The organism is Oryzifoliimicrobium ureilyticum (assembly GCF_037199735.1).
Taxonomy (GTDB): domain Bacteria; phylum Pseudomonadota; class Alphaproteobacteria; order Rhizobiales; family Rhizobiaceae; genus Rhizobium; species Rhizobium ureilyticus.
In genome coordinates this window covers 37375-56289 of the sequence record NZ_JBBBVQ010000015.1, presented here as the reverse complement: position 1 = coordinate 56289, position 18915 = coordinate 37375, and the positions used below count along the sequence as shown (strand labels likewise).

At 55.1% G+C, this 18915-nt stretch carries 17 protein-coding genes; 9 read left to right on the top strand and 8 right to left on the bottom strand.

The genetic code is table 11. The features are described from left to right. Window positions 1–4: 4 nt before the first annotated feature. Both VQ830_RS19240 and lpxB read left to right on the top strand, forming a co-directional pair. A complete protein-coding gene (locus VQ830_RS19240; protein WP_337269766.1) occupies window positions 5–886 on the top strand; it encodes an LpxI family protein in 882 nt (293 codons plus the stop codon). After that, the gene (gene lpxB / locus VQ830_RS19235) at window positions 883–2058 is read left to right on the top strand and encodes a lipid-A-disaccharide synthase (protein ID WP_438618253.1); all 1176 of its coding nucleotides are present in this window, start codon (window positions 883–885) and stop codon (window positions 2056–2058) included. The genes VQ830_RS19240 and lpxB overlap by 4 nt, the downstream gene beginning before the upstream one ends. 100 nt (window positions 2059–2158) lie before the next feature. Here the strand turns inward: lpxB and gltA are convergent, their stop codons facing one another. Continuing rightward, complete coding sequence (gene gltA, locus VQ830_RS19230; RefSeq protein ID WP_337269765.1) at window positions 2159–3448, bottom strand: citrate synthase; 1290 nt, start codon at window positions 3446–3448, stop codon at window positions 2159–2161. 293 nt (window positions 3449–3741) lie between these two features. Between gltA and VQ830_RS19225 the strand changes: the two genes are divergently transcribed. After that, window positions 3742–6189, top strand: a complete 2448-nt coding sequence (locus VQ830_RS19225) for a ComEC/Rec2 family competence protein (protein WP_337269764.1) — start codon at window positions 3742–3744, stop codon at window positions 6187–6189. Here the strand turns inward: VQ830_RS19225 and lexA are convergent. Further along, window positions 6170–6889 (bottom strand): transcriptional repressor LexA, encoded by a 720-nt coding sequence (gene lexA, locus VQ830_RS19220; protein WP_337269763.1) that lies wholly within the window; start codon window positions 6887–6889, stop codon window positions 6170–6172. The genes VQ830_RS19225 and lexA overlap by 20 nt on opposite strands. A 225-nt stretch (window positions 6890–7114) precedes the next feature. On the opposite strand from lexA, the gene VQ830_RS19215 reads away from it, so the two are divergent. After that, window positions 7115–9016 (top strand): acid phosphatase, encoded by a 1902-nt coding sequence (locus tag VQ830_RS19215; RefSeq protein ID WP_337269762.1) that lies wholly within the window; start codon window positions 7115–7117, stop codon window positions 9014–9016. 66 nt (window positions 9017–9082) lie between these two features. Here VQ830_RS19215 and VQ830_RS19210 read toward each other — a convergent pair whose 3' ends face one another. The 3 genes from VQ830_RS19210 to VQ830_RS19200 all read right to left on the bottom strand — a co-directional run bounded on the left by VQ830_RS19210 (window position 9083) and on the right by VQ830_RS19200 (window position 11689). Further along, the gene (locus VQ830_RS19210) at window positions 9083–9640 is read right to left on the bottom strand and encodes a transglutaminase-like cysteine peptidase (protein WP_438618299.1); all 558 of its coding nucleotides are present in this window, start codon (window positions 9638–9640) and stop codon (window positions 9083–9085) included. A gap of 417 nt (window positions 9641–10057) precedes the next feature. Continuing rightward, window positions 10058–11014, bottom strand: coding sequence for a prolyl aminopeptidase (gene pip, locus VQ830_RS19205; protein WP_337269760.1), 957 nt, complete (start codon window positions 11012–11014; stop codon window positions 10058–10060). Between the two features lie 63 nt (window positions 11015–11077). Then, on the bottom strand, window positions 11078–11689 hold the full coding sequence (locus VQ830_RS19200; protein WP_337269759.1) for a PilZ domain-containing protein: 612 nt from the start codon (window positions 11687–11689) through the stop codon (window positions 11078–11080). A 175-nt stretch (window positions 11690–11864) separates the two neighbouring features. Here VQ830_RS19200 and VQ830_RS19195 point away from each other — a divergent pair, with 175 nt between their 5' ends. Both VQ830_RS19195 and VQ830_RS19190 read left to right on the top strand, forming a co-directional pair. Continuing rightward, window positions 11865–12632 carry a rhomboid family intramembrane serine protease gene (locus tag VQ830_RS19195; protein WP_337269758.1) on the top strand — a complete coding sequence of 256 codons (768 nt, stop codon included), beginning with the start codon at window positions 11865–11867 and terminating at the stop codon, window positions 12630–12632. Window positions 12633–12739: 107 nt separating this feature from the next. Continuing rightward, window positions 12740–13174: a CBS domain-containing protein gene (locus VQ830_RS19190; protein ID WP_337269757.1), complete on the top strand. Its 435-nt coding sequence runs from the start codon at window positions 12740–12742 to the stop codon at window positions 13172–13174. A gap of 24 nt (window positions 13175–13198) precedes the next feature. Here the strand turns inward: VQ830_RS19190 and VQ830_RS19185 are convergent, their stop codons facing one another. The 3 genes from VQ830_RS19185 to folE all read right to left on the bottom strand — a co-directional run bounded on the left by VQ830_RS19185 (window position 13199) and on the right by folE (window position 15586). Further along, window positions 13199–14170 carry a patatin-like phospholipase family protein gene (locus tag VQ830_RS19185; protein ID WP_337269756.1) on the bottom strand — a complete coding sequence of 324 codons (972 nt, stop codon included), beginning with the start codon at window positions 14168–14170 and terminating at the stop codon, window positions 13199–13201. A 112-nt stretch (window positions 14171–14282) separates the two neighbouring features. Beyond that, window positions 14283–14735, bottom strand: a complete 453-nt coding sequence (gene hisI, locus VQ830_RS19180) for a phosphoribosyl-AMP cyclohydrolase (protein ID WP_337269755.1) — start codon at window positions 14733–14735, stop codon at window positions 14283–14285. 242 nt (window positions 14736–14977) lie between these two features. Next, a complete protein-coding gene (gene folE, locus VQ830_RS19175) occupies window positions 14978–15586 on the bottom strand; it encodes a GTP cyclohydrolase I FolE (protein WP_337269754.1) in 609 nt (202 codons plus the stop codon). A gap of 285 nt (window positions 15587–15871) precedes the next feature. Here folE and VQ830_RS19170 point away from each other — a divergent pair, with 285 nt between their 5' ends. From VQ830_RS19170 to thrS, 3 genes are all read left to right on the top strand, one after another. After that, window positions 15872–16318, top strand: coding sequence for an iron-sulfur cluster assembly scaffold protein (locus VQ830_RS19170; protein WP_337269862.1), 447 nt, complete (start codon window positions 15872–15874; stop codon window positions 16316–16318). Window positions 16319–16322: 4 nt separating this feature from the next. After that, the gene (yidD, locus tag VQ830_RS19165; RefSeq protein WP_337269753.1) at window positions 16323–16703 is read left to right on the top strand and encodes a membrane protein insertion efficiency factor YidD; all 381 of its coding nucleotides are present in this window, start codon (window positions 16323–16325) and stop codon (window positions 16701–16703) included. A 162-nt stretch (window positions 16704–16865) separates the two neighbouring features. Continuing rightward, window positions 16866–18851, top strand: a complete 1986-nt coding sequence (gene thrS / locus VQ830_RS19160) for a threonine--tRNA ligase (RefSeq protein ID WP_337269752.1) — start codon at window positions 16866–16868, stop codon at window positions 18849–18851. Window positions 18852–18915 lie beyond the last annotated feature (64 nt).

Genomic DNA, 18915 nt, shown 5'->3' with positions numbered 1-18915 from the left:
CCGCGTGGCCGAGCAAGATCCCAGCCGTGGCCGCTTGGCAATCATCGCTGGCAGCGGCTATTTGCCGGCCTATGTGGCGGAGGCTGCGCAAGCAGCTGGCGAAGCGCCGGTGGTCGTTGCCTTAAAAGGTGAAAGTGACCGGTCATGGGATCGCTTCGACCACGTCGAACTCGGTATTGGTGACTTTGCGCAACTGAGCGGTGTTTTCGAGCGGTACGGTGTTGATCGTGTCGTGATGTCTGGTGCTGTGAGACGCAGACCGGAATGGCGAGACATCCGTCCGACACTGCAAATCTTGATGAAGCTTCCAGCCACTATTCGCACCCTGTTATCGGGCGGGGACGACAAGGTTTTGCAGATGGTCATCGCCCTGATCGAGGGAAATGGCCGGCGCGTTATCGGTGCCCAGGATATTGCTCCGAATTTGCTTGCCGAGGTCGGTCCGATCGGCGCGTTGGAGCCAAACCAAGACGATAAAGCAGATATCAGAAAAGCTGCCGAAGCGGCGGATATTCTCGGCCGTCTGGATGTGGGGCAGGGTGCGGTGAGCGTCGGAGGTCGTGTGGTTGCCCTGGAGGGACCTGAGGGGACCGACTTGATGCTTGGCAGGGTTCAGCAGCTAAGGCAAGACGGCCGCATCTCTCGACGTCGCCGCGGGGTTCTGGTCAAGCTCTGCAAACCTCAGCAGGATATACGTGCCGATCTTCCCTCTATTGGCGTTTCCACCGTTCAAAACGCAGCGAAGGCCGGTTTGGCTGGTATCGTTGTGGAAGCAGGACGTGCATTTGTTCTTGAACGCACTGAAGTGGTTGCGGCTGCCAACGACAGCGGCTTGTTTGTCTGCGGAATTGATCGAGGCGCTGGCGGATGGGGGATCGGGTTATGATGTCCTCTTTGACAATAGCGGTGGTTGCGGGTGAAGTTTCCGGCGACCTATTGGCCGGTGACCTTGTCGCGGCACTCAAGCAGAGATATCCCGGCCAGATCGAGTTGATAGGGGTTGGTGGCGATAGTCTGCAGGCCGAGGGATTGCGATCGCTTTTCGATTTTGCAGAGCTCTCCGTCATGGGCATTACACAGGTGTTGGAGCGTCTTCCAACTCTCGTGAAGCGTATTCGCCAGACTGCCGATGCCATCGTCCAAGCCCGTCCAGATCTTCTTCTCATTGTCGACAGCCCTGACTTCACGCACAGGGTTGCACGCCGTGTGCGTGCAAAGCTGCCTACGTTGCCCGTCGTCAACTATGTTTGTCCAAGCGTATGGGCGTGGAAAGATTATCGTGCCAAGCAGATGTGCAAGTATGTTGACCGGGTACTTGCGGTGCTCCCGTTCGAGCCTGCAGAGATGCAAAGATTGGGCGGCCCTCCAACGGACTATGTGGGACATCGTCTGGTCGCGGATCGCAATCTTCTCAACGTCAGACAGCGACGCGCCGAGCGGCTGACGCAGGACGGTATTGATCTGCGCACCGTGATGCTTCTGCCAGGTTCTCGCTCGTCCGAGATCACACGCCTGATCCCTTCGTTTCGTCAGGCAGTCGATATTCTTGCAAAGCGTCATCCAGGTATGCGCTTTACTTTGCCGACCGTCACGCGAAGGGCAGAGCAGATAAGAGCACTTGTTTCGCAATGGGAGGTGAAGCCCGAGATTTTCGTTGGAGAAACCGATAAATGGCAGGCTTTCGCAACAGCTGACGCCGCCATGGCTGCTTCAGGTACTGTTATTCTTGAACTCGGCCTCGCCGGCATTCCAACCGTGTCTGCCTATAAGACAGACTGGATCATCAAGCTTCTCGCCGGAAAGATCAAAACGTGGAGCGCGGCTTTGCCAAACCTGATCGCCGATTATCCTGTCGTGCCGGAATATCTGAACGAAGTCGTACGCGGCGGAAGCCTGGCGCGGTGGATCGAAAGGTTGGGCAACGACACCTTGCAGCGGCGAGCCATGATCGAAGGCTTCGATCTCGTTTGGGAAAGAATGCAGACCGAGCTTCCACCTGGTGAGAAGGCGGCTGGAATCGTCCTTGATCTCCTCCAACAAAAAAGCCGGGCAAGATAGATTGCCGAGCTCGGTTGCCTTTTACCTGAAAGACGCGTTGACGTCAGAACAAGTGAAGATTTCCGCGCCCGAATGAAGCCATTCGAGCGCGGCATGTGTCTTATCGCTTGGAGACCGGGACGTAATCGCGCTGCGGTTCGCCAACGTAAAGCTGGCGCGGACGGCCGATACGCTGTTGCGGATCCTCGATCATTTCGTTCCACTGAGCGATCCAGCCGACGGTACGGGCAAGAGCGAAGAGCACCGTGAACATCGTGGTGGGGAAGCCCAGAGCCTTCAGCGTAATACCAGAGTAGAAGTCGATGTTCGGGTAAAGCTTCTTCTCGATGAAGTATTCATCGGTCAAAGCAATCCGCTCGAGCTCGACGGCAACGTCCAGCAACGGATCGTCCTTGATGCCAAGCTCGCCAAGAACTTCATGGCAGGTCTTCTGCATGATCTTAGCGCGGGGGTCGTAGTTCTTATAGACGCGGTGACCAAAGCCCATCAGGCGGAATGGATCGCTCTTGTCCTTGGCACGTGCGATATATTCAGGAATACGCTCGACGGTCCCGATTTCCTGAAGCATGTTCAGCGCAGCTTCGTTTGCACCACCATGGGCGGGACCCCAGAGGCATGCAATGCCAGCCGCAATACACGCGAACGGATTGGCACCAGACGAACCCGCCAGACGAACTGTAGACGTCGAAGCGTTCTGCTCGTGATCTGCGTGCAGGATGAAGATCCGGTCCATCGCGCGCGACAGCACGGGGTTCACCTTGTATTCTTCACAGGGAACTGCGAAGCACATGTGCAGGAAGTTGGCGGCGTAATCCAGGTCGTTCTTCGGGTAAACGAAAGGCTGGCCGATGTGGTACTTGTAGGCCATCGCCGCAAGGGTCGGCATCTTCGCGATCATACGCAGCGATGCAACCATGCGCTGGTGAGGATCTGTGATGTCCGTCGAGTCATGATAGAAGGCCGAGAGCGCGCCAACGCAGCCGCACATAACGGCCATAGGATGGGCGTCACGGCGGAAGCCCGTAAAGAACCGGCTCATCTGCTCATGCACCATGGTATGATGCGTGACCCGATAATCGAAATCCTTTTTCTGCGCCGCGGTGGGTAGTTCGCCGTAAAGCAGGAGATAGCAGGCTTCCAGGAAGTCGCCATGCTCGGCAAGTTGTTCGATCGGATAGCCGCGATGCAAGAGAACGCCGGCATCGCCGTCAATATAGGTAATCTTCGATTCACAGGATGCTGTCGAAGTGAAGCCCGGGTCATAGGTAAAGGCGCCAGTTCCCTTGTAGAGGGCGCCGATATCGATGACATCCGGACCAATCGTCCCTTTTCGGACCGGAAGATTGGCGTTCTTTTCGCCAAGGTTGAGGGTTGCGCTTTGCTCCGTCATGATGATCCTCCAGACTGGCCGCTGGCGCGCTGAAGCGCCTTGGTTTTTTAAGCGTCATCTTCGATAGCTATATTATAGGGCGCGCGCTGCCAAGTTCTTCCACCGGCATTTTGTGCATTGCAGTGTGAACTTATTTGCGCAGGTGGCAAAGGTTTGATGAAAGTGTGAAGCCGATGATTCACCAAGCTTTTTAGGTTTCTCGGCGGCTCGTTAAATTTAAATCGAATAATATTGCTCAATTCGCCGTGAAGGCTCATTCTCAACCGAAGTTTCGATGCGGTAGAGCGGTTCCCATGAGCGAAGTAAGAGATGAGGAGGTTACTGGGAAGCCTATCATCATTTCGTCTAATGCTCAGCCGATCTCTTCTCTGGCGGCGACATCGGGCACGTGGCCCATTGTGCGTCCGGCGAATACGCAAAGCGTCGGTCCGCTTTCATTGCGTCTTGCACGATCAATCTTAGTATTGTTCGAGCACACGCAATTGCTCGCCGCGCAGGAAGTTGCACATGGACGGCTGTTTCTCTTCTATCCGCTTTGCCTGATCTGCGGCTCGATCTTGTGGTTCAAGATGCCGGTCGATCTCCCGTGGACCGTTATCTTAGCGTCGATTGCATTTTGGTTGCTCATCTACCTGATGGTGGGTCAGCAGCGAGCGATACAACGGATTATCGCAACTGCTGGCCTACTCTTCGCCATTGGCATCGGCTGCGCTGCATTTGAAAGCTGGCGCGCAAGCGCGACAATTCTGGATGTGCCCGTTACCACGACCGTGACAGGCCGCATCGAGGAGCGCGAGAGCAGCGGGCCTGGGCGCTGGCGGTATATTTTGTCTTTGCAAGCGACAGAGGGACCCAACCTGAAGCGAATGCCAGAAAAGGTATCTCTCGTCGTGCGCGGTGCGGCAGAGCCCCTTGCAATTGGAGCTCGCCTGAAGGGGAAGGCACGGCTGACACCGCCGGCTGGCCCAGCGCTTCCCGAACTGAATGACTTCGCCTTCGCAGCTTATTTTGATGGAATCGGAGCCAACGGTTTCCTTTATGGGAAGCCGGAAGTTCTGCCGCAGGAACCGTCAGAGGAATTGAGCCTTGCTGCGCAAAGTTTCCGTTATCTCGCAAGCGTTCGGAGCGCCATAGCCGACCGTATTCGCGCAGTTCTGCCTGGCGATGCCGGCGCTTTTGCTGCATCCCTTGTGACCGATGAGCGACGTGCCATCTCCAAGGAAACCACAGATGCGCTTCGTATCGCGGGGCTCACGCATATCGTCGCAATTTCGGGCTTGAACATGGCCCTGTCAGCCGGCATCTTCTTTGTCGGTCTGCGCTATCTTCTCAGTCTGTTTCCGAAGATCGTTCACACCTATCCGACAAAGAAAATTGCCGCCGTCGGAGCACTTCTGACGCTCTGCGCCTATTACATGATTTGCGGCTTTGCGGTATCCGCCGAACGTGCGTTCATCATGATGGCCGTCATGCTGATTGCCGTCCTTGTCGACCGGCCGTCGATCAGCCTGCGCAATGTAGCCATCTCAGCCATCATCATTCTTGTTCTTTCTCCATCGGAAGCGCTGGGACCCAGCTTTCAGATGTCCTATGCCGCTACGCTAGCGCTTGTGGCGAGTTACGCTTTATGGACCCGAAGAAGCAGCGCGCCCGGGATCACAGCGCGATTACCCTTTGCCAAGCCGCTTTCACTGATCGGCAAGTTCATCGGCGGCATTTTGTTATCATCGATGATCGACGGCTTTTCCACGGCACTCTTTGCTGCCGAGCATTTTCATCGGCTGACGGCCTATGGCCTGCCGGCCAATCTTATGGCGATGCCGATCATCAGCTTTATCGTTATGCCTTTTGGAACGGCGGCAATGATGCTCATGCCGTTCGGTCTCGACGGTTGGCTCTGGCCAATCGTCGGTTTTGGGTTGGAACTTGTTATCGAGATCGCAAAGTGGGTTTCCAGTTGGGGTGGGACCATGGACATTGGACGGATGCCATCATGGTATTTCGCAACCGCCGTCCTTGGTTTCCTGATCTTCACACTGACGAGGACCAGACTGAGATTGATAGGACCAGCTCTGATAGGACTTGCGTCTATCTACTTGATGCTGGCACCAGGAGCGCCTGTGCCGGATCTACTGATTGCCGAAGACGGAGAGCTTGTTGGGATCGTTCAAGATCATGCGATCGCGTCAAATCGCGCTGGCCCGCCCGATTTTATCTTCGCCCAATGGCAACACGCTCTTGTCTTGGAAGAGCATACTAAGCCGACCGAAGTTGAAAACCCTCTGCCATCGGTGAAGGAAGATGACCGCAACCGCCGACTGTCACGGGCTGAGGCATCGGACGTTGAAGCCAATATGCGTCAGGCGTTGGCGAACAGTTTCGAGCAAACATTCATTTGCGCCAATAAAGCATGGTGTGCCGCAAAATTAAGTAGCGGTTATAGTGTGATCACAATCAAGAGCCCGATCTATTTAGGGCCTGCATGCGACACTGCTGATATCGTCGTCCTTGCTGCACGAGTCCGTCTCACATCTTGCAGGTCTGGTTCCCTGCTCTTCACAGGACAATCTCTTCGCCGCACTGGATCCGTTGAGCTGCGGATCGACGATCTGGGCTCTCCTGTCATCACGACTGCATTTGAGGGCAAGTTGCAGCGCCCCTGGACACGCCAACGCAGCTATGACTGGAGAGCTGACCGCTACGACGATCAGCTCCCGCCCATCAATGATAACGCCGAATAAGCCCGACCAGCTTCCCCTGGATCTTGACGCGATCAGGCCCAAAAATCCGGGTCTCATAAGCGGGATTTGCTGCCTCCAGTGCGATGGAGGCCCCCTTGCGGCGGAACCGCTTCAGCGTCGCCTCTTCATCGTCGACCAGCGCCACGACAATTTCTCCTGGATTTGCCGTGGTGGCGTTGCGAATGATGACAGTATCGCCATCGAAAATTCCCGCCTCGATCATTGAATCGCCTTTGACCTCAAGCGCATAATGCTCGCCAGGGCCAACCATATCGGGAGGTACGGTAATATCGTGCGTGTTGTTCTGAATGGCGGAAATGGGTACACCGGCCGCAATACGTCCCATAACGGGCACTGAAATGCCGCCATTGCCTTCAATCTGCACCGGCTTTGGCGCGGGCGTAGGAGGCGGTTGTGTTTTTCCCAGGCTGCCTTCGATAACGCTGGGTGAGAAACCACGCCGCGGCTGTGCTGCCGGCGGAAATGTCTCAGGCAGTTTGATAACTTCTAACGCACGCGCCCGGTTCGGAAGCCGGCGAATAAAGCCGCGTTCTTCCAGAGCTGTGATCAGCCGGTGGATACCTGATTTGGAAGCTAAGTCGAGCGCATCCTTCATCTCGTCGAAAGATGGCGGTACCCCCGACTCCTTCATGCGTTCATGAATGAACAGAAGGAGCTCCTGCTGCTTGCGCGTCAACATTAAACCACCCTCAAAAATATGAAACAAATCAAGAACGAAACTAGCTGTTCATTGTGTGTTCCGCAAGCCCAAATTTATAGAGGTTGATTTTTCCAAGGCTTCGTCCGGTGAAGTTGGGCCCGATGCCGGATAGGATTACGACACGTGGATTGGCTGTCATAAAACTATCGCCTTAGTGCACGATCTCATTCGTATTTGGCATCACCTGTTGGCTGAGGTTCGAGCATGATTACTTTTCGCGATTTCCTGATAAGCTTTACAGCGGCCGCGTTGCTGTCGTCCGTCTCTTCTACGGCCTTCGCCGAATCGTCCTCGGCTGAGCCCATCCCTTACATCCGCGCGGGCAACACAAACCTGAGAGGCGATGCGTGTCATGCCACGCTGGACACCAACGCAGCGGTTTTTCTTTTATCCGGCTTTTTGGACATTTGGACGCCAAGAACGCCCTTCGTGGACGCGGGTGTTGAAGCACCCGCAAAAGACGGTTGCCCTGCTGTGAAGTCGACCGACTGGAACGGTGTGCCGTTCAGTCCCACCGACGGACAAATCCGCAATAAGGCCGTTCATGAAGCCAATATTGCATATGTCGTGAAGGCAACGCGGGAGAGAACCGCCAATGAAGCTATCGCAGCCTATCTCGATGACAGGCGCGGTAAGAACGCCAGCATTGTCGATGGCCTCGGTCCTTTGATGGAGGCATGGAAGGCTGGATCGAAGCAAACCACCAGCATCACATCGGTCGCTGCCGATGCCGATAAAGTCAAATACGAGGACAGCGGCAACGATCGGGGATTTGGTAGTAGGCAGGACACGAAGGCCAACACCCCCGCCAATCCGGATCTTGGACTCGCAGTCGATCTCATCAACGCGGTCAGCGAGAACGGTTCAACAGAGCCGGCAAAGCGCTACTTCAAATATGCTCGCCCGTTCCGCTGGAGTAACGAGGTGGTCCTCCTGCCGACTCTTGTGCCTGCGAAAAGCAGCAAGCCCGTTGAGGATGGCGGATTTCCAAGCGGCCACACGGCCGAAGCTTGGAGGGATGCACTTGCCATGGCCTATCTGGTTCCGCAACGATACCAGGAGATGCTGACGCGTGCCTTCGAGTTGGGGGAAAACCGCATCCGTGCGGGAATGCATTCGCCGCTTGACGTCATGGGCGGTAGGATGCTCGGGACTGCAGCGGTTGTCTATAATCTGAACCGTCCTGATTTGGGTGAGTTGAAGATCTCGGCTTTCAAGCAGGCACAAACCTGGCTGGGTTCCGCCGTGCATGCGGGAAGCGACAGCGATCTGGAGACGCTTTCCCACGCAGCCCCAACGAAAGAAGACCGCTTCTCGGACCACGCCACAAACAAGGCCTTTGTGGCCGCTCGGCTGACCTATGGCTTTCCTAAAATCCACGACGGAGCACAAGCCGCGAAGGTTCCGCAAGGTGCGGAAGTACTTCTCGAGACACGCCAGCCTTATCTCAATCCACTGCAGCGCCGCGAGGTCCTGGCAACGACGGAGATCGGCTCAGGCTACCCGTTCCTGGACGATCAGGAAGGTTACGGGCGCCTCAATCTTTTCGCCGCCGCTGACGGTTACGGACGTTTCGACGGCCATGTAACCGTCAATATGAATGCATCGGAAGGGGGCTTTAATGCTTTCGATAGCTGGCGTAACGATATCTCGGGTACCGGCGGTTTGACCAAAAAAGGAACCGGTACAATCCAACTCACAGGTGACAATAGTTACAGCGGCGGCACAAACCTGGAAGGCGGCAGATTGATTGCTGCTTCATCATCAGCACTTGGAACGGGTAATGTGTCGGTATCAGGCGGCCGTCTCGAGGTGACGGCCAAGGATGGCGTTCATATCGGATCTGGATATCGGCAGTCGGGTGAGGGTACCCTTGCCGTGGATCTCGTCTCAGCGAAAAGAGAACGGATGGTCGTCAGTGGTCCTGCCAAGATCGCTGGCACACTGCATGTCAGCTTTGCGGAGGGCTATCATCCGCATGAAGGCGATCGGATCCCGATATTCACCGCTGGTTCGATGGAAGGAAAATTTGATAAGCTTGACATCGAAGGCGGCCAGGCGACCCTTGAGTATGGTCCGACTGGCGTCGTCCTTGCTATCGAATAACGCAAATCTGGCCGGGACGTTGTAACCGGCCAGATTCTGATGCTTCCAGCTATGTTCAAGTTAACATCAGCGAACGCTGCCGACCGCGACCGCACGACCGTCCTGAAGCTTTACCCAACGCGCCGGATTGGCGGTGGCCTGGCGCTTCAGGTAGGTATATTCGGTATCGGACCAAAGCATCACCTTGTTGCGCATGTTGTCGAGAATAAAATCGCCGCGGTCGGTGCGAACGGTCAGGACGGCATGACCTTCGCCGCTTGGCTGGAGAACAACGGTCATCAGCAAATCCGACGGTGAAATGCCGGCTTCGATCAGCATCTTGCGCTTGAGCAGAGCATAGTCTTCGCAGTCACCGGCGGTTTTGGGGTAATCCCAATGTTCCTCGACACCATAGACTTCCATATCGGTGGCGGGTCTGATCGTCGAGTTCACTTGATAGTTGATCCGCAGGATTTCCTTCCAACGCTCCTCAGTCAGGATGAGCTCGCCCGCATCGCCGGCAGGGTTGCGGCAGTCGTTCGGATAGTCGCGGCAGAACTGATAAGCGCCGATAGGCGGGTTCGCCTCGCCGATAATGACCATGCTTGCAGGGTTTGCCTTCACTGCGCCCATCATGCCGATCATGGCAGCAGCGATTGTGATTCCTGCTCTGATTGCGTTGTTAAGGTTCATCATCGTCTCCCTTGTTTGATCGGGAAACTGACACAACTTTTTTTATCTCACGCAAAAATAGCTAGCGAAATTAAAGGCTTAGTTGAATCGAATTTGTATAAAATTTTAGCGATTGGGGCAGTTTTGCAGTAGCAAGTTCACAATTGAAATTCGTTCGACTTTATTTCAAATTTTACGGATCGACGCAGGTTTCTGCGTACCGTGCAGCGGAAACAAACCGTCGAAATCTTAATGCGGCTTATTCCTAGGCAATATTCTTCAGCTTTCATTCATCATCCGGGTTAAGCAAAAGCCCGCCACAGTAAGATTGTTTAAACCAAGAAATGAGCCATAACGGCCTGCTTTTCTTGGTTTTGCCTGAAAAATTTTTTAGAAAAATTCGCGGAATTCATCGGTCGCGGCAGTGATCGCCTGCTCCAAATTGGGATTGGCGATGGAATGGGCCGCCTTTTCAACGATGACGAGTTTGCCATTGGGCCAGGCTTTTGACAGTTCCCATGCAGTCGTCAGAGGAGCTTCAAGATCAAGCCTTCCCTGAATCAGTATGCCTTTGATGTTCAGCAAACTGCCGGCGTTTGAGAGCAGCTGATTCTCGTCGAGCCATGCTGCGTTGTGAAAATAGTGCAGCACGATACGGGCCCGTGCCAGCCGGTAAAGTGGGTCGCGCCATCTTCGGGGCGTTCCTTCCGGATCGGCGAGAAGAATAGAGGCAAGCTCCCATTCATGCCAGTCCCATCCTGCCTGGAGGCAGATCCGCCGATCCGTGGAATGAACGAGAGCATGATAGGACTCTACGACGTTCACAGGGCCAGGACCAACCGGAATCGCCGAACATAATTTGTCCCATTCTGCCGGAAAGAGACGAGCCAAGCCATTTGTCAGCCAATCTATCTCGCTTTGGCGTGTCGTTGTGACGCCGGCCAAAATGATACCACTGACGCGGCTTGGATGTTGTTGGCCATAGGCGAGGGCGAGGGTCGAACCCCATGACCCACCGAAAAGCAACCAAGTGTCGATGCCAAGAAGCACCCGAAGTTTTTCGATATCGTCAACCAGATGCCATGTCGTATTTGCGGATAAATCAATATTGTTCGCCGATGCATGTGGTAGGCTTTTCCCGCAATTGCGCTGATCGAAAAGCACGATCCGGTAGAAGGATGGATCGAAAAGTCGCCTCTGATGTGGCGAGGAGCCTGAACCCGGACCGCCATGGAGGACCACAACGGGTTGCCCATGCGGGTTGCCGCTCGTCTCCCAGTAGAGCTGATGACCCTCGCCGACGTCCAGCAGCCCTTCGGCATAGGGCTCGATTTCTGGATAGAGCACTGACGTTTCCTCTTCTTAACAGCAAGGTTGTCGTGACAGACCTTGTTGAAGGAGGAATGACGTCTACAAAAACTCTCGAAGCGTGTCACGCGACTGGATGGACAGGAACTCGATCGCGACGCCTTCCATGAAGTGACGTACGACTCGGCCACGCATATTTCCCAATCGAAGAGGAGTGCCCACCGGCGGCCTGTTTTCCACGTCTATGGCCGCACCTGATAGCGACAAGTCCATGATGCGGCAGGTGTAGCGCGTTCCATCTTCGAGGACGATCTCGCTCGTTGTTTGGCGCGGCGTGAGGCGGTCATGGCGCCGATCTTCAGGAAGCCCCAGTTCATGCTTGTTCGCAAGCCAAATCAATTGGGCCGCCAGTTTCTCCCGCTTACGCTCTGTCGCGTTTACCGAGAGCGTGAAACCGGTCTCATCGAGCGCCAGAACATTTCCTTCGATACGACCGATATGATCGATATAGGCAATGACTCTTTCACGAAGACGGGGCCGTCCTGCGCATTTCACGTAAAGATCACCAGGCGACATCTCGATCACGAAGCAAGCGAACTCTTCATAGTTCGCCAGCATCAGTCTACCCTGCATATTGATTGTCACGCGCTGGAATATGCCTCCCTCGGACTGCGAGGACGGCTGTCTTGTTTGCGTGGCGTTATAGGCGTTCATCCGGGTCTTCTTATGTGGCGCTTTTCGGCAAACTTAGCACTTACTGTTTAATGGAAGGTTTTTGCGTGATCTTGGGAACATCGGCGACGAGGCGTGGCGGAATGACGGTCCAACACCGTCTTTCTTTTTACACCTGGCTTCTGTATCCCAAGTTCTTGAATGAGGTGAGACAAGAATGAACGATAATGTGGAAAACGAGGCGCCCATCCAAAACGAGGTACCGCCAGCGCGGCAGCCAATTTTCAATGCTCCCACCTCCGTTCTTCTGACAATCGTCCTGCTAGCCGTCATTTACGCCGTTCAATCCCTGTTGTTGCCGGAGGGTGCCGTTGACTGGCTTCTTTTCAACTTTGGTTTGATCCCGCTGCGATATGCGACGGCCTTATCTCAACAGGGGCCGCAGCTTTATTGGACGCCGGTAACTTATTCGCTTCTGCATGGAAGCATACAGCACATCCTCTTCAATAGCCTCTGGTTGATGATCTTCGGTGCGCCTGTTGTCCGCAGGATTGGAACCCTGCGCTATCTCTTGTTCTGGATCCTCTCCTCAGTGGCCTCTGCCGCTTTCCATCTCGCGCTGAATTGGGGCGAAAACACTGTCCTCATCGGAGCCTCCGGTGTAATCTCGGGTTTGATGGGTGCTGCCTGTCGGTTTGCTTTCCCGCCGTCCAAGGTCAGGGCGCACCCCGCTCACCGCAATCCGCGCCTATCCATCCGAGAGGTCTTCAAAAGCCGAACCGCCGTTGCCTTCATCGTCTTTTGGTTAGCCGGCAATCTCTTGATCGCTCTTGGACTTCCGCTTGCCGGTGATGGTGATCAGATCGTGGCTTGGGACGCTCACATTGGCGGTTTTTTGTTTGGCTTCCTGCTTTTCGATCTTTTTGATGTGAAGCCGAGGCTCGAGGATCATGGCAGCGCCGAGGATGATCCCTTGCAATCCTGATGGATCAGGGGCACCATGTTTTCGTGTTTTGGCGGCAGAGGAGGAGAAGCTGCCGCTTGAACAGCGCCGGGTTCAGTGATGACCGGAAACGGAACAGGGAGGTGCAAATGACCAATACGGTAAAGGCCATCCTCGATCAAAAGGGTAGGGATGTACTCACGGCCGCGCCAGATGCAAGTGTGGCTGACGTAACCAAACTTTTAAGCGATAAACGGATCGGAGCTGTTGTCATAACAGGCGTCGATAATCGCATCTCTGGCATTTTTACAGAAAGAGACGTTCTGAATGCAGTCGCCCGCGCAGGTTCATCCTGTCTTGAGCGGCCCGTTGCTGCGCTGATGACAACCCGTGTTTTCACGTGCAGCGAAAAGACCACCGTCAATGAGTTGATGGAGTTGATGACGCGCAACCGCTTCCGCCATGTCCCGGTCGAAATAGACGGACGTCTGGCAGGAATCGTTTCGATCGGTGACGTCGTCAAGGCCCGAATGGCTGAGGTCGAGATGGAGGCAGAGCACATCAAGGCCTATATCGCCGGTTGATAGCAGGCATCAGGACGTTTTCCCTCAAGGAGCAGGAACGAGGACGTCCTGTAGCCGTCTCAGCTCAGCAAGGCGTGCCTTGGTTTCTTCATAGCCGCGGTCAATTGCTTCGCCGGCCCTATGAAACTCAGACAGGCCGATATCGCTGAGCCGCGGATGCAGCGATACGTCGGGTGGATCCCCCGCGAGCCTTGCGCGAGCGATCCTGTCCTGAATGATATTGAAGGCCTGGACCATTACCCCGGTCATACCCAGCTTGTGCTGGGGAACGGCCTCGCGTTTTTGAACCTCCGATGGCGATAGTTCAGCATTGTGGCGCACCACCGCCGATCGCCCATAAAGGTCGTAGTTGAGATTAACGGCAACCACCAGGGGTTGTTCATAAGCGCGGCAGACGGAAACCGGGACCGGGTTGACCAAAGCGCCGTCAACCAGGGTTCTGTTATTGCTGCGGATTGGCTCAAAGATGCCCGGCAGTGCATAGGAAGCCCGCAAGGCCGTAATTAATGAGCCGGTGGCAATCCAGACCTCATGGCCAGTATTGACCTCGGCGGCCACGGCAACGAAGGGCCGATCGAGCCGTTCTATGCTCATTCCCTCAAGATGCTCCTGCATCCGCTTTGTCAGCCGCATTCCGCCGAACAATCCACTTCCGCCGATCGTTAAATCAAGAAGGCTGGCTATTCGACGCATCGTCAACGAACGCGCGAAGCCTTCCAGTTCGTCGAGCTTGCCGGCGAGATAGCAGCCGCCAACCAGCGCACCGATCGAGGTTCCCGCTACCATTCCAATTTCGATGCCGGCTTCATCGAGCGCACGCAAGACGCCGATATGCGCCCATCCTCGTGCAGCGCCACCGCCAAGGGCCAAAGCGATTTTGCTTTTCTGTTTGGGTAAACTGGGAAGTGTTGTGTTTTCTAGAGCTGTCTTTTCAAGAGGCGTTGCGCCAGTCGTTCCGGTGTCGGACCCTTGCCGGTGTGAACCCCAGCTCAACATTCGCATCTCCCTCGCGCACCCCCGCGTTCATACCAATACATCCCCAAGCTTTAGGATTGGTATATAGGCGGTGAATTTGACGGGATAAGGGAGATGAAGGGGCGAAAAAACGCTATTTCTCGTAAACTGTGCTGGGATCGAAGTGAAGTTCGTCGTCAACGATTTCAAGCATCGGTTTACCGTCTATAAGGTTTACGGTCCTGTAAAAACAGGAACGGCGGCCGGTATGGCAGGTGGCATCATGGCCGGCCACTTCAACCTTGAGCCAGATTGCATCCTGGTCGCAATCGGTCCGGATCTCCTTCACGGTTTGAATATTGCCTGATGTTTCTCCCTTTTTCCAAAGCTTCTTCCGCGAGCGGCTGAAGTAATGCGCGACCCCGGTTTGGATCGTGAGAGCAAGAGCCTGCGCATTCATGTGTGCAACCATTAGGAGTTCGCCGTCACGCGCATCGGAGACGATCGCCGTGATCAATCCACGATCATCGAAGCGAGGCGTAAAATCGCCAGCGTCTTCCAACTCGTTTTTATCTTCGGAGGGTGCATTGAAGGCAACCATCGGCATCTTCCTTGAGAGCCAGGCGGAGGGGCTCAGTTAACTTGCATTTTACCGACAATATAAGTGTTTAGAATCAAGGCCGATTTAAGAGAGGGAGACGCAGCATCCTTAAAAGACAAAAACTTCACTTTCATGAAGGAAAGAGGCAAGCGAGGCGTCTATTGATGGCCGGCAAGCGTACACGCCATTCATGGGCTTGCCATTCGGCAATCCCATGGACTTGCTGTAACTCGGACGCGTTTTCGATGTCAGGCGTTTCGAACCAGCGTCAAAAATCGCGCCTGTTCGGTCGGATCGATTTTGAACTTGCCGGTAAATCGCGTCGTCAGCGTGGTGGAGCCCTGCTTCTGTACACCGCGCATTGCCATGCACATATGCTCTGCCTCAATCATCACGGCAACACCTTCAGGCCTCAGTGTCTTATCCAAGGCATCTGCGATTTGCGCGGTCATCGCTTCTTGTGTCTGGAGCCGCCGACCGTAGATGTCTACCAAACGCGCGATCTTCGATAGACCGAGAACCCGGCCAGAAGGAAGATAGGCCACATGCGCCTTACCGATGATGGGCACCATGTGATGTTCGCAATGGGAATGGAACGGGATATCGCGCACGAGAACCATGTCGTCATAGCCCGACACTTCCTCAAACGTACGGCCGAGAATCTCCTCAGGATCTTGATCATATCCCGAAAAAAGTTCGCGATACGCTTTCGCCACGCGCTTGGGCGTATCCAGCAATCCCTCGCGTGCGGGGTCGTCTCCTGCCCAGCGCAACAACACGCGGACGGCGTCCTCGGCTTCTTTTTGCGTCGGGCGGTCGTCTTTATTATGGGGAAAATTCTTTACGATGGCGTCCATTACGTACAGTCTCCTGACCCGCGCTGGCGGATCGTCTATCGGACAGGCCACTGGTACTTCCACGAAGGGGATCTTGCACCTTTGGCAGGCTCCGGGGCCGATGGATGCGCTCATAGCGCCAACGGCACGGTTTCCCAAACATATTTTTAGAGGTCATTGCTGTAATGGCCTCTTTAGACATACATATATGATCCAAGCGCGGCTGTGAAAGTAGAGCTTTGCGCAACAGTGTGTTTTTTGTTTGCGCAACGATCAATGTTGCCCAATCCGGAGACGATTGTTCTCATGGACGAGATCTATAATCTAAAGATCCTGGAATTTGCCGGTAACATACCAATGACCGGCTCACTTGAAGAGGCTGACGGGACGGCGCAAGCCTATTCGAAACTTTGTGGATCGCGCGTGCGCGTTTGGGTCAAGATGGATGGTGACATCGTCGCGGATTTCGCTCACGAGGTCAAAGCCTGCGCTTTAGGGCAGGCCTCGTCTTCGATTATGGCGCGTCACATCGTAGGAGCTTCGACAACTGAACTGCGTCAGGCGCGCGAGGATATGCTCGCCATGCTGAAGGCAGACGGAGAAGGCCCGAGCGGTCGGTTTGAGGATATGCGCTATTTGCGCCCGGTGAAGGATTTTAAAGCGCGCCATGCGTCCACCATGCTGACATTCGACGCGGTTGTGGCTGCAATCGATGAGGCGCAGTCGCAACATACGGAGCGGGTGAAGGCCTGACCGCATGTGCCAATATTGCCTAGGGCCAGAAAATGACGCCGACGAAGGCGGTGCAGCGGCTTCCAAACCCAGTCGCTCACGTAACTATCGCGGCTCTTATCGCAAGACGCCGGATAGGTTGCTCGGCATGACGATGATCAGGTTTTACCAACTTACGCTGTCGGGTTTTGTCGGGAACGCATGTCGTCATATTCCGACCTGCTCTGAATATGGATATGAAGCCGTTGCACGACATGGTATCTGGCCGGGCGGGTGGTTGACGCTTTTTCGTGTCTTGCGCTGTGGCCCAGGCGGCACCTCTGGACTCGATCCGGTGCCGGAACGTCTTTCCACTCGTCAGCGCTGGTGGACGCCCTGGCGGTACTTTCGGTCTGCCCATCAGTAGGATCGCCCAGCAGATTTGCTCGGTTACGCGCGGCAGAAGCAGCGATAATTCTTTACTCCCTTGCGGTTTCAAATTATCACGCCGTCACCCGAACCGGCCCGCGCCGGGCTGAATCTTTTGACCCACCCGCATTGGTTGGCGGGACTGGATATGGAGAAATTTATGTCTCAAGCCGTTTCCCTCACATTTCCCGATGGTTCTGTCCGTCAATTCCCAGCAGGAACGACCGGGCGTGACGTTGCCGAATCCATTTCGAAATCGCTCGCGAAAAAGGCGATGGCGATTTCGATTGACGGTGCAACCCGCGATCTCGGGGATCCTATTGTCGATGGTGCGATCGAAATCATCACGCGCAGTGATGCACGCGCGCTAGAACTGATCCGGCACGACGCAGCGCACGTCATGGCTGAAGCCGTGCAGGAGCTTTGGCCCGGAACGCAAGTGACGATCGGTCCAGTGATCGAAAACGGCTTCTACTACGATTTTGCCCGTAACGAACCCTTCACGCCCGACGATCTACCGAAGATCGAAAAGAAGATGAAGGAGATCATCGCGCGCAATGCTCCGTTCCGCAAAGAGATCTGGAGCCGCGAGAAGGCAAAAGAGATCTTCGCCGAAAAGGGCGAAATGTATAAGGTTCAACTGATTGACGCGATCCCTGAGGATCAGGACGTCAAGATTTACTTTCAAGGCGACTGGTTCGATCTTTGCCGCGGACCCCACATGGCATCGACAGGTCAGGTCGGCACTGCCTTCAAACTGATGAAGGTTGCCGGCGCTTATTGGCGCGGCGATTCCAACAACGCGATGTTGACGCGCATTTACGGTACCGCATGGGCAGAGCAGGCCGATCTCGACAATTACCTCCATGTGCTCGCCGAAGCTGAGAAGCGCGATCACCGCCGTCTCGGTCGCGAGATGGATCTCTTCCACTTCCAGGAAGAGGGCCCGGGCGTCGTGTTCTGGCATGGCAAGGGCTGGCGTATGTTCCAGAGCCTCGTGGCCTATATGCGCCGCAGGCTTGAAAGCGATTATCAGGAAGTCAACGCGCCTCAAGTTCTCGACAAGTCGCTTTGGGAAACGTCCGGACACTGGGGCTGGTACCGCGACAACATGTTCAAGGTAACCGTGGCAGGCGACGAAACTGACGATGATCGGGTCTTCGCACTGAAGCCGATGAACTGCCCCGGGCACGTTCAGATATTCAAGCATGGGTTGAAGTCTTACCGCGAACTGCCCATTAGACTTGCAGAATTCGGAAACGTACATCGCTACGAACCGTCTGGTGCCTTGCATGGCCTGATGCGCGTGCGCGGCTTCACGCAGGACGATGCGCATATCTTCTGCACAGACGAGCAGATGGCGGCCGAATGCTTGAAAATCCATGATCTGATCATGTCTGTCTACCGCGATTTCGGTTTTGAGGAGATCACGATCAAGCTCTCGACTCGACCCGAAAAGCGTGTGGGTTCGGACGAACTTTGGGATCGCGCCGAAAGTGTCATGATGGGTGTGCTGGACACCATCCAGTCTCAATCAAGCCAGGTCAAAACGGGTATTTTGCCAGGTGAAGGTGCATTTTACGGACCGAAGTTCGAGTACACGTTGAAGGACGCGATCGGCCGTGAATGGCAGTGCGGAACGACGCAGGTTGACTTCAACCTTCCCGAGCGTTTCGGCGCCTTCTACATCGACAGCAATTCAGAGAAGACCCAGCCGGTGATGATCCACCGCGCGATATGCGGCTCGATGGAGCGGTTCCTCGGCATTTTGATCGAAAACTTTGCAGGCCATCTCCCGCTCTGGTTCTCTCCATTGCAGGTTGTCGTGGCGACCATTACTTCGGAAGCTGACAGCTATGGCGAGGAAGTGGCTGAAGCGCTGCGTGATGCGGGTCTCGTCGTGGAGACCGACTTCCGCAATGAGAAAATCAACTACAAGATCCGCGAACATTCGGTCACAAAGGTGCCGGTCATCATCGTTTGCGGAAAGAAAGAGGCTGAAGAGCGTAGCGTCAATATTCGCAGGCTCGGCAGCCAGCAGCAGACTGCGATGTCCCTTGACGATGCGTTGGCATCGCTAGCGCTTGAAGCGACACCGCCGGATTTGCGCCGCAAGGCGGAAGCAAGAAAGGCAAAATCAGCCTAAACTTTGCGATCATACTCTTTAAGAACCCTGCTTCGCGGACTGCGCTCAATAGGTTGATCATGAC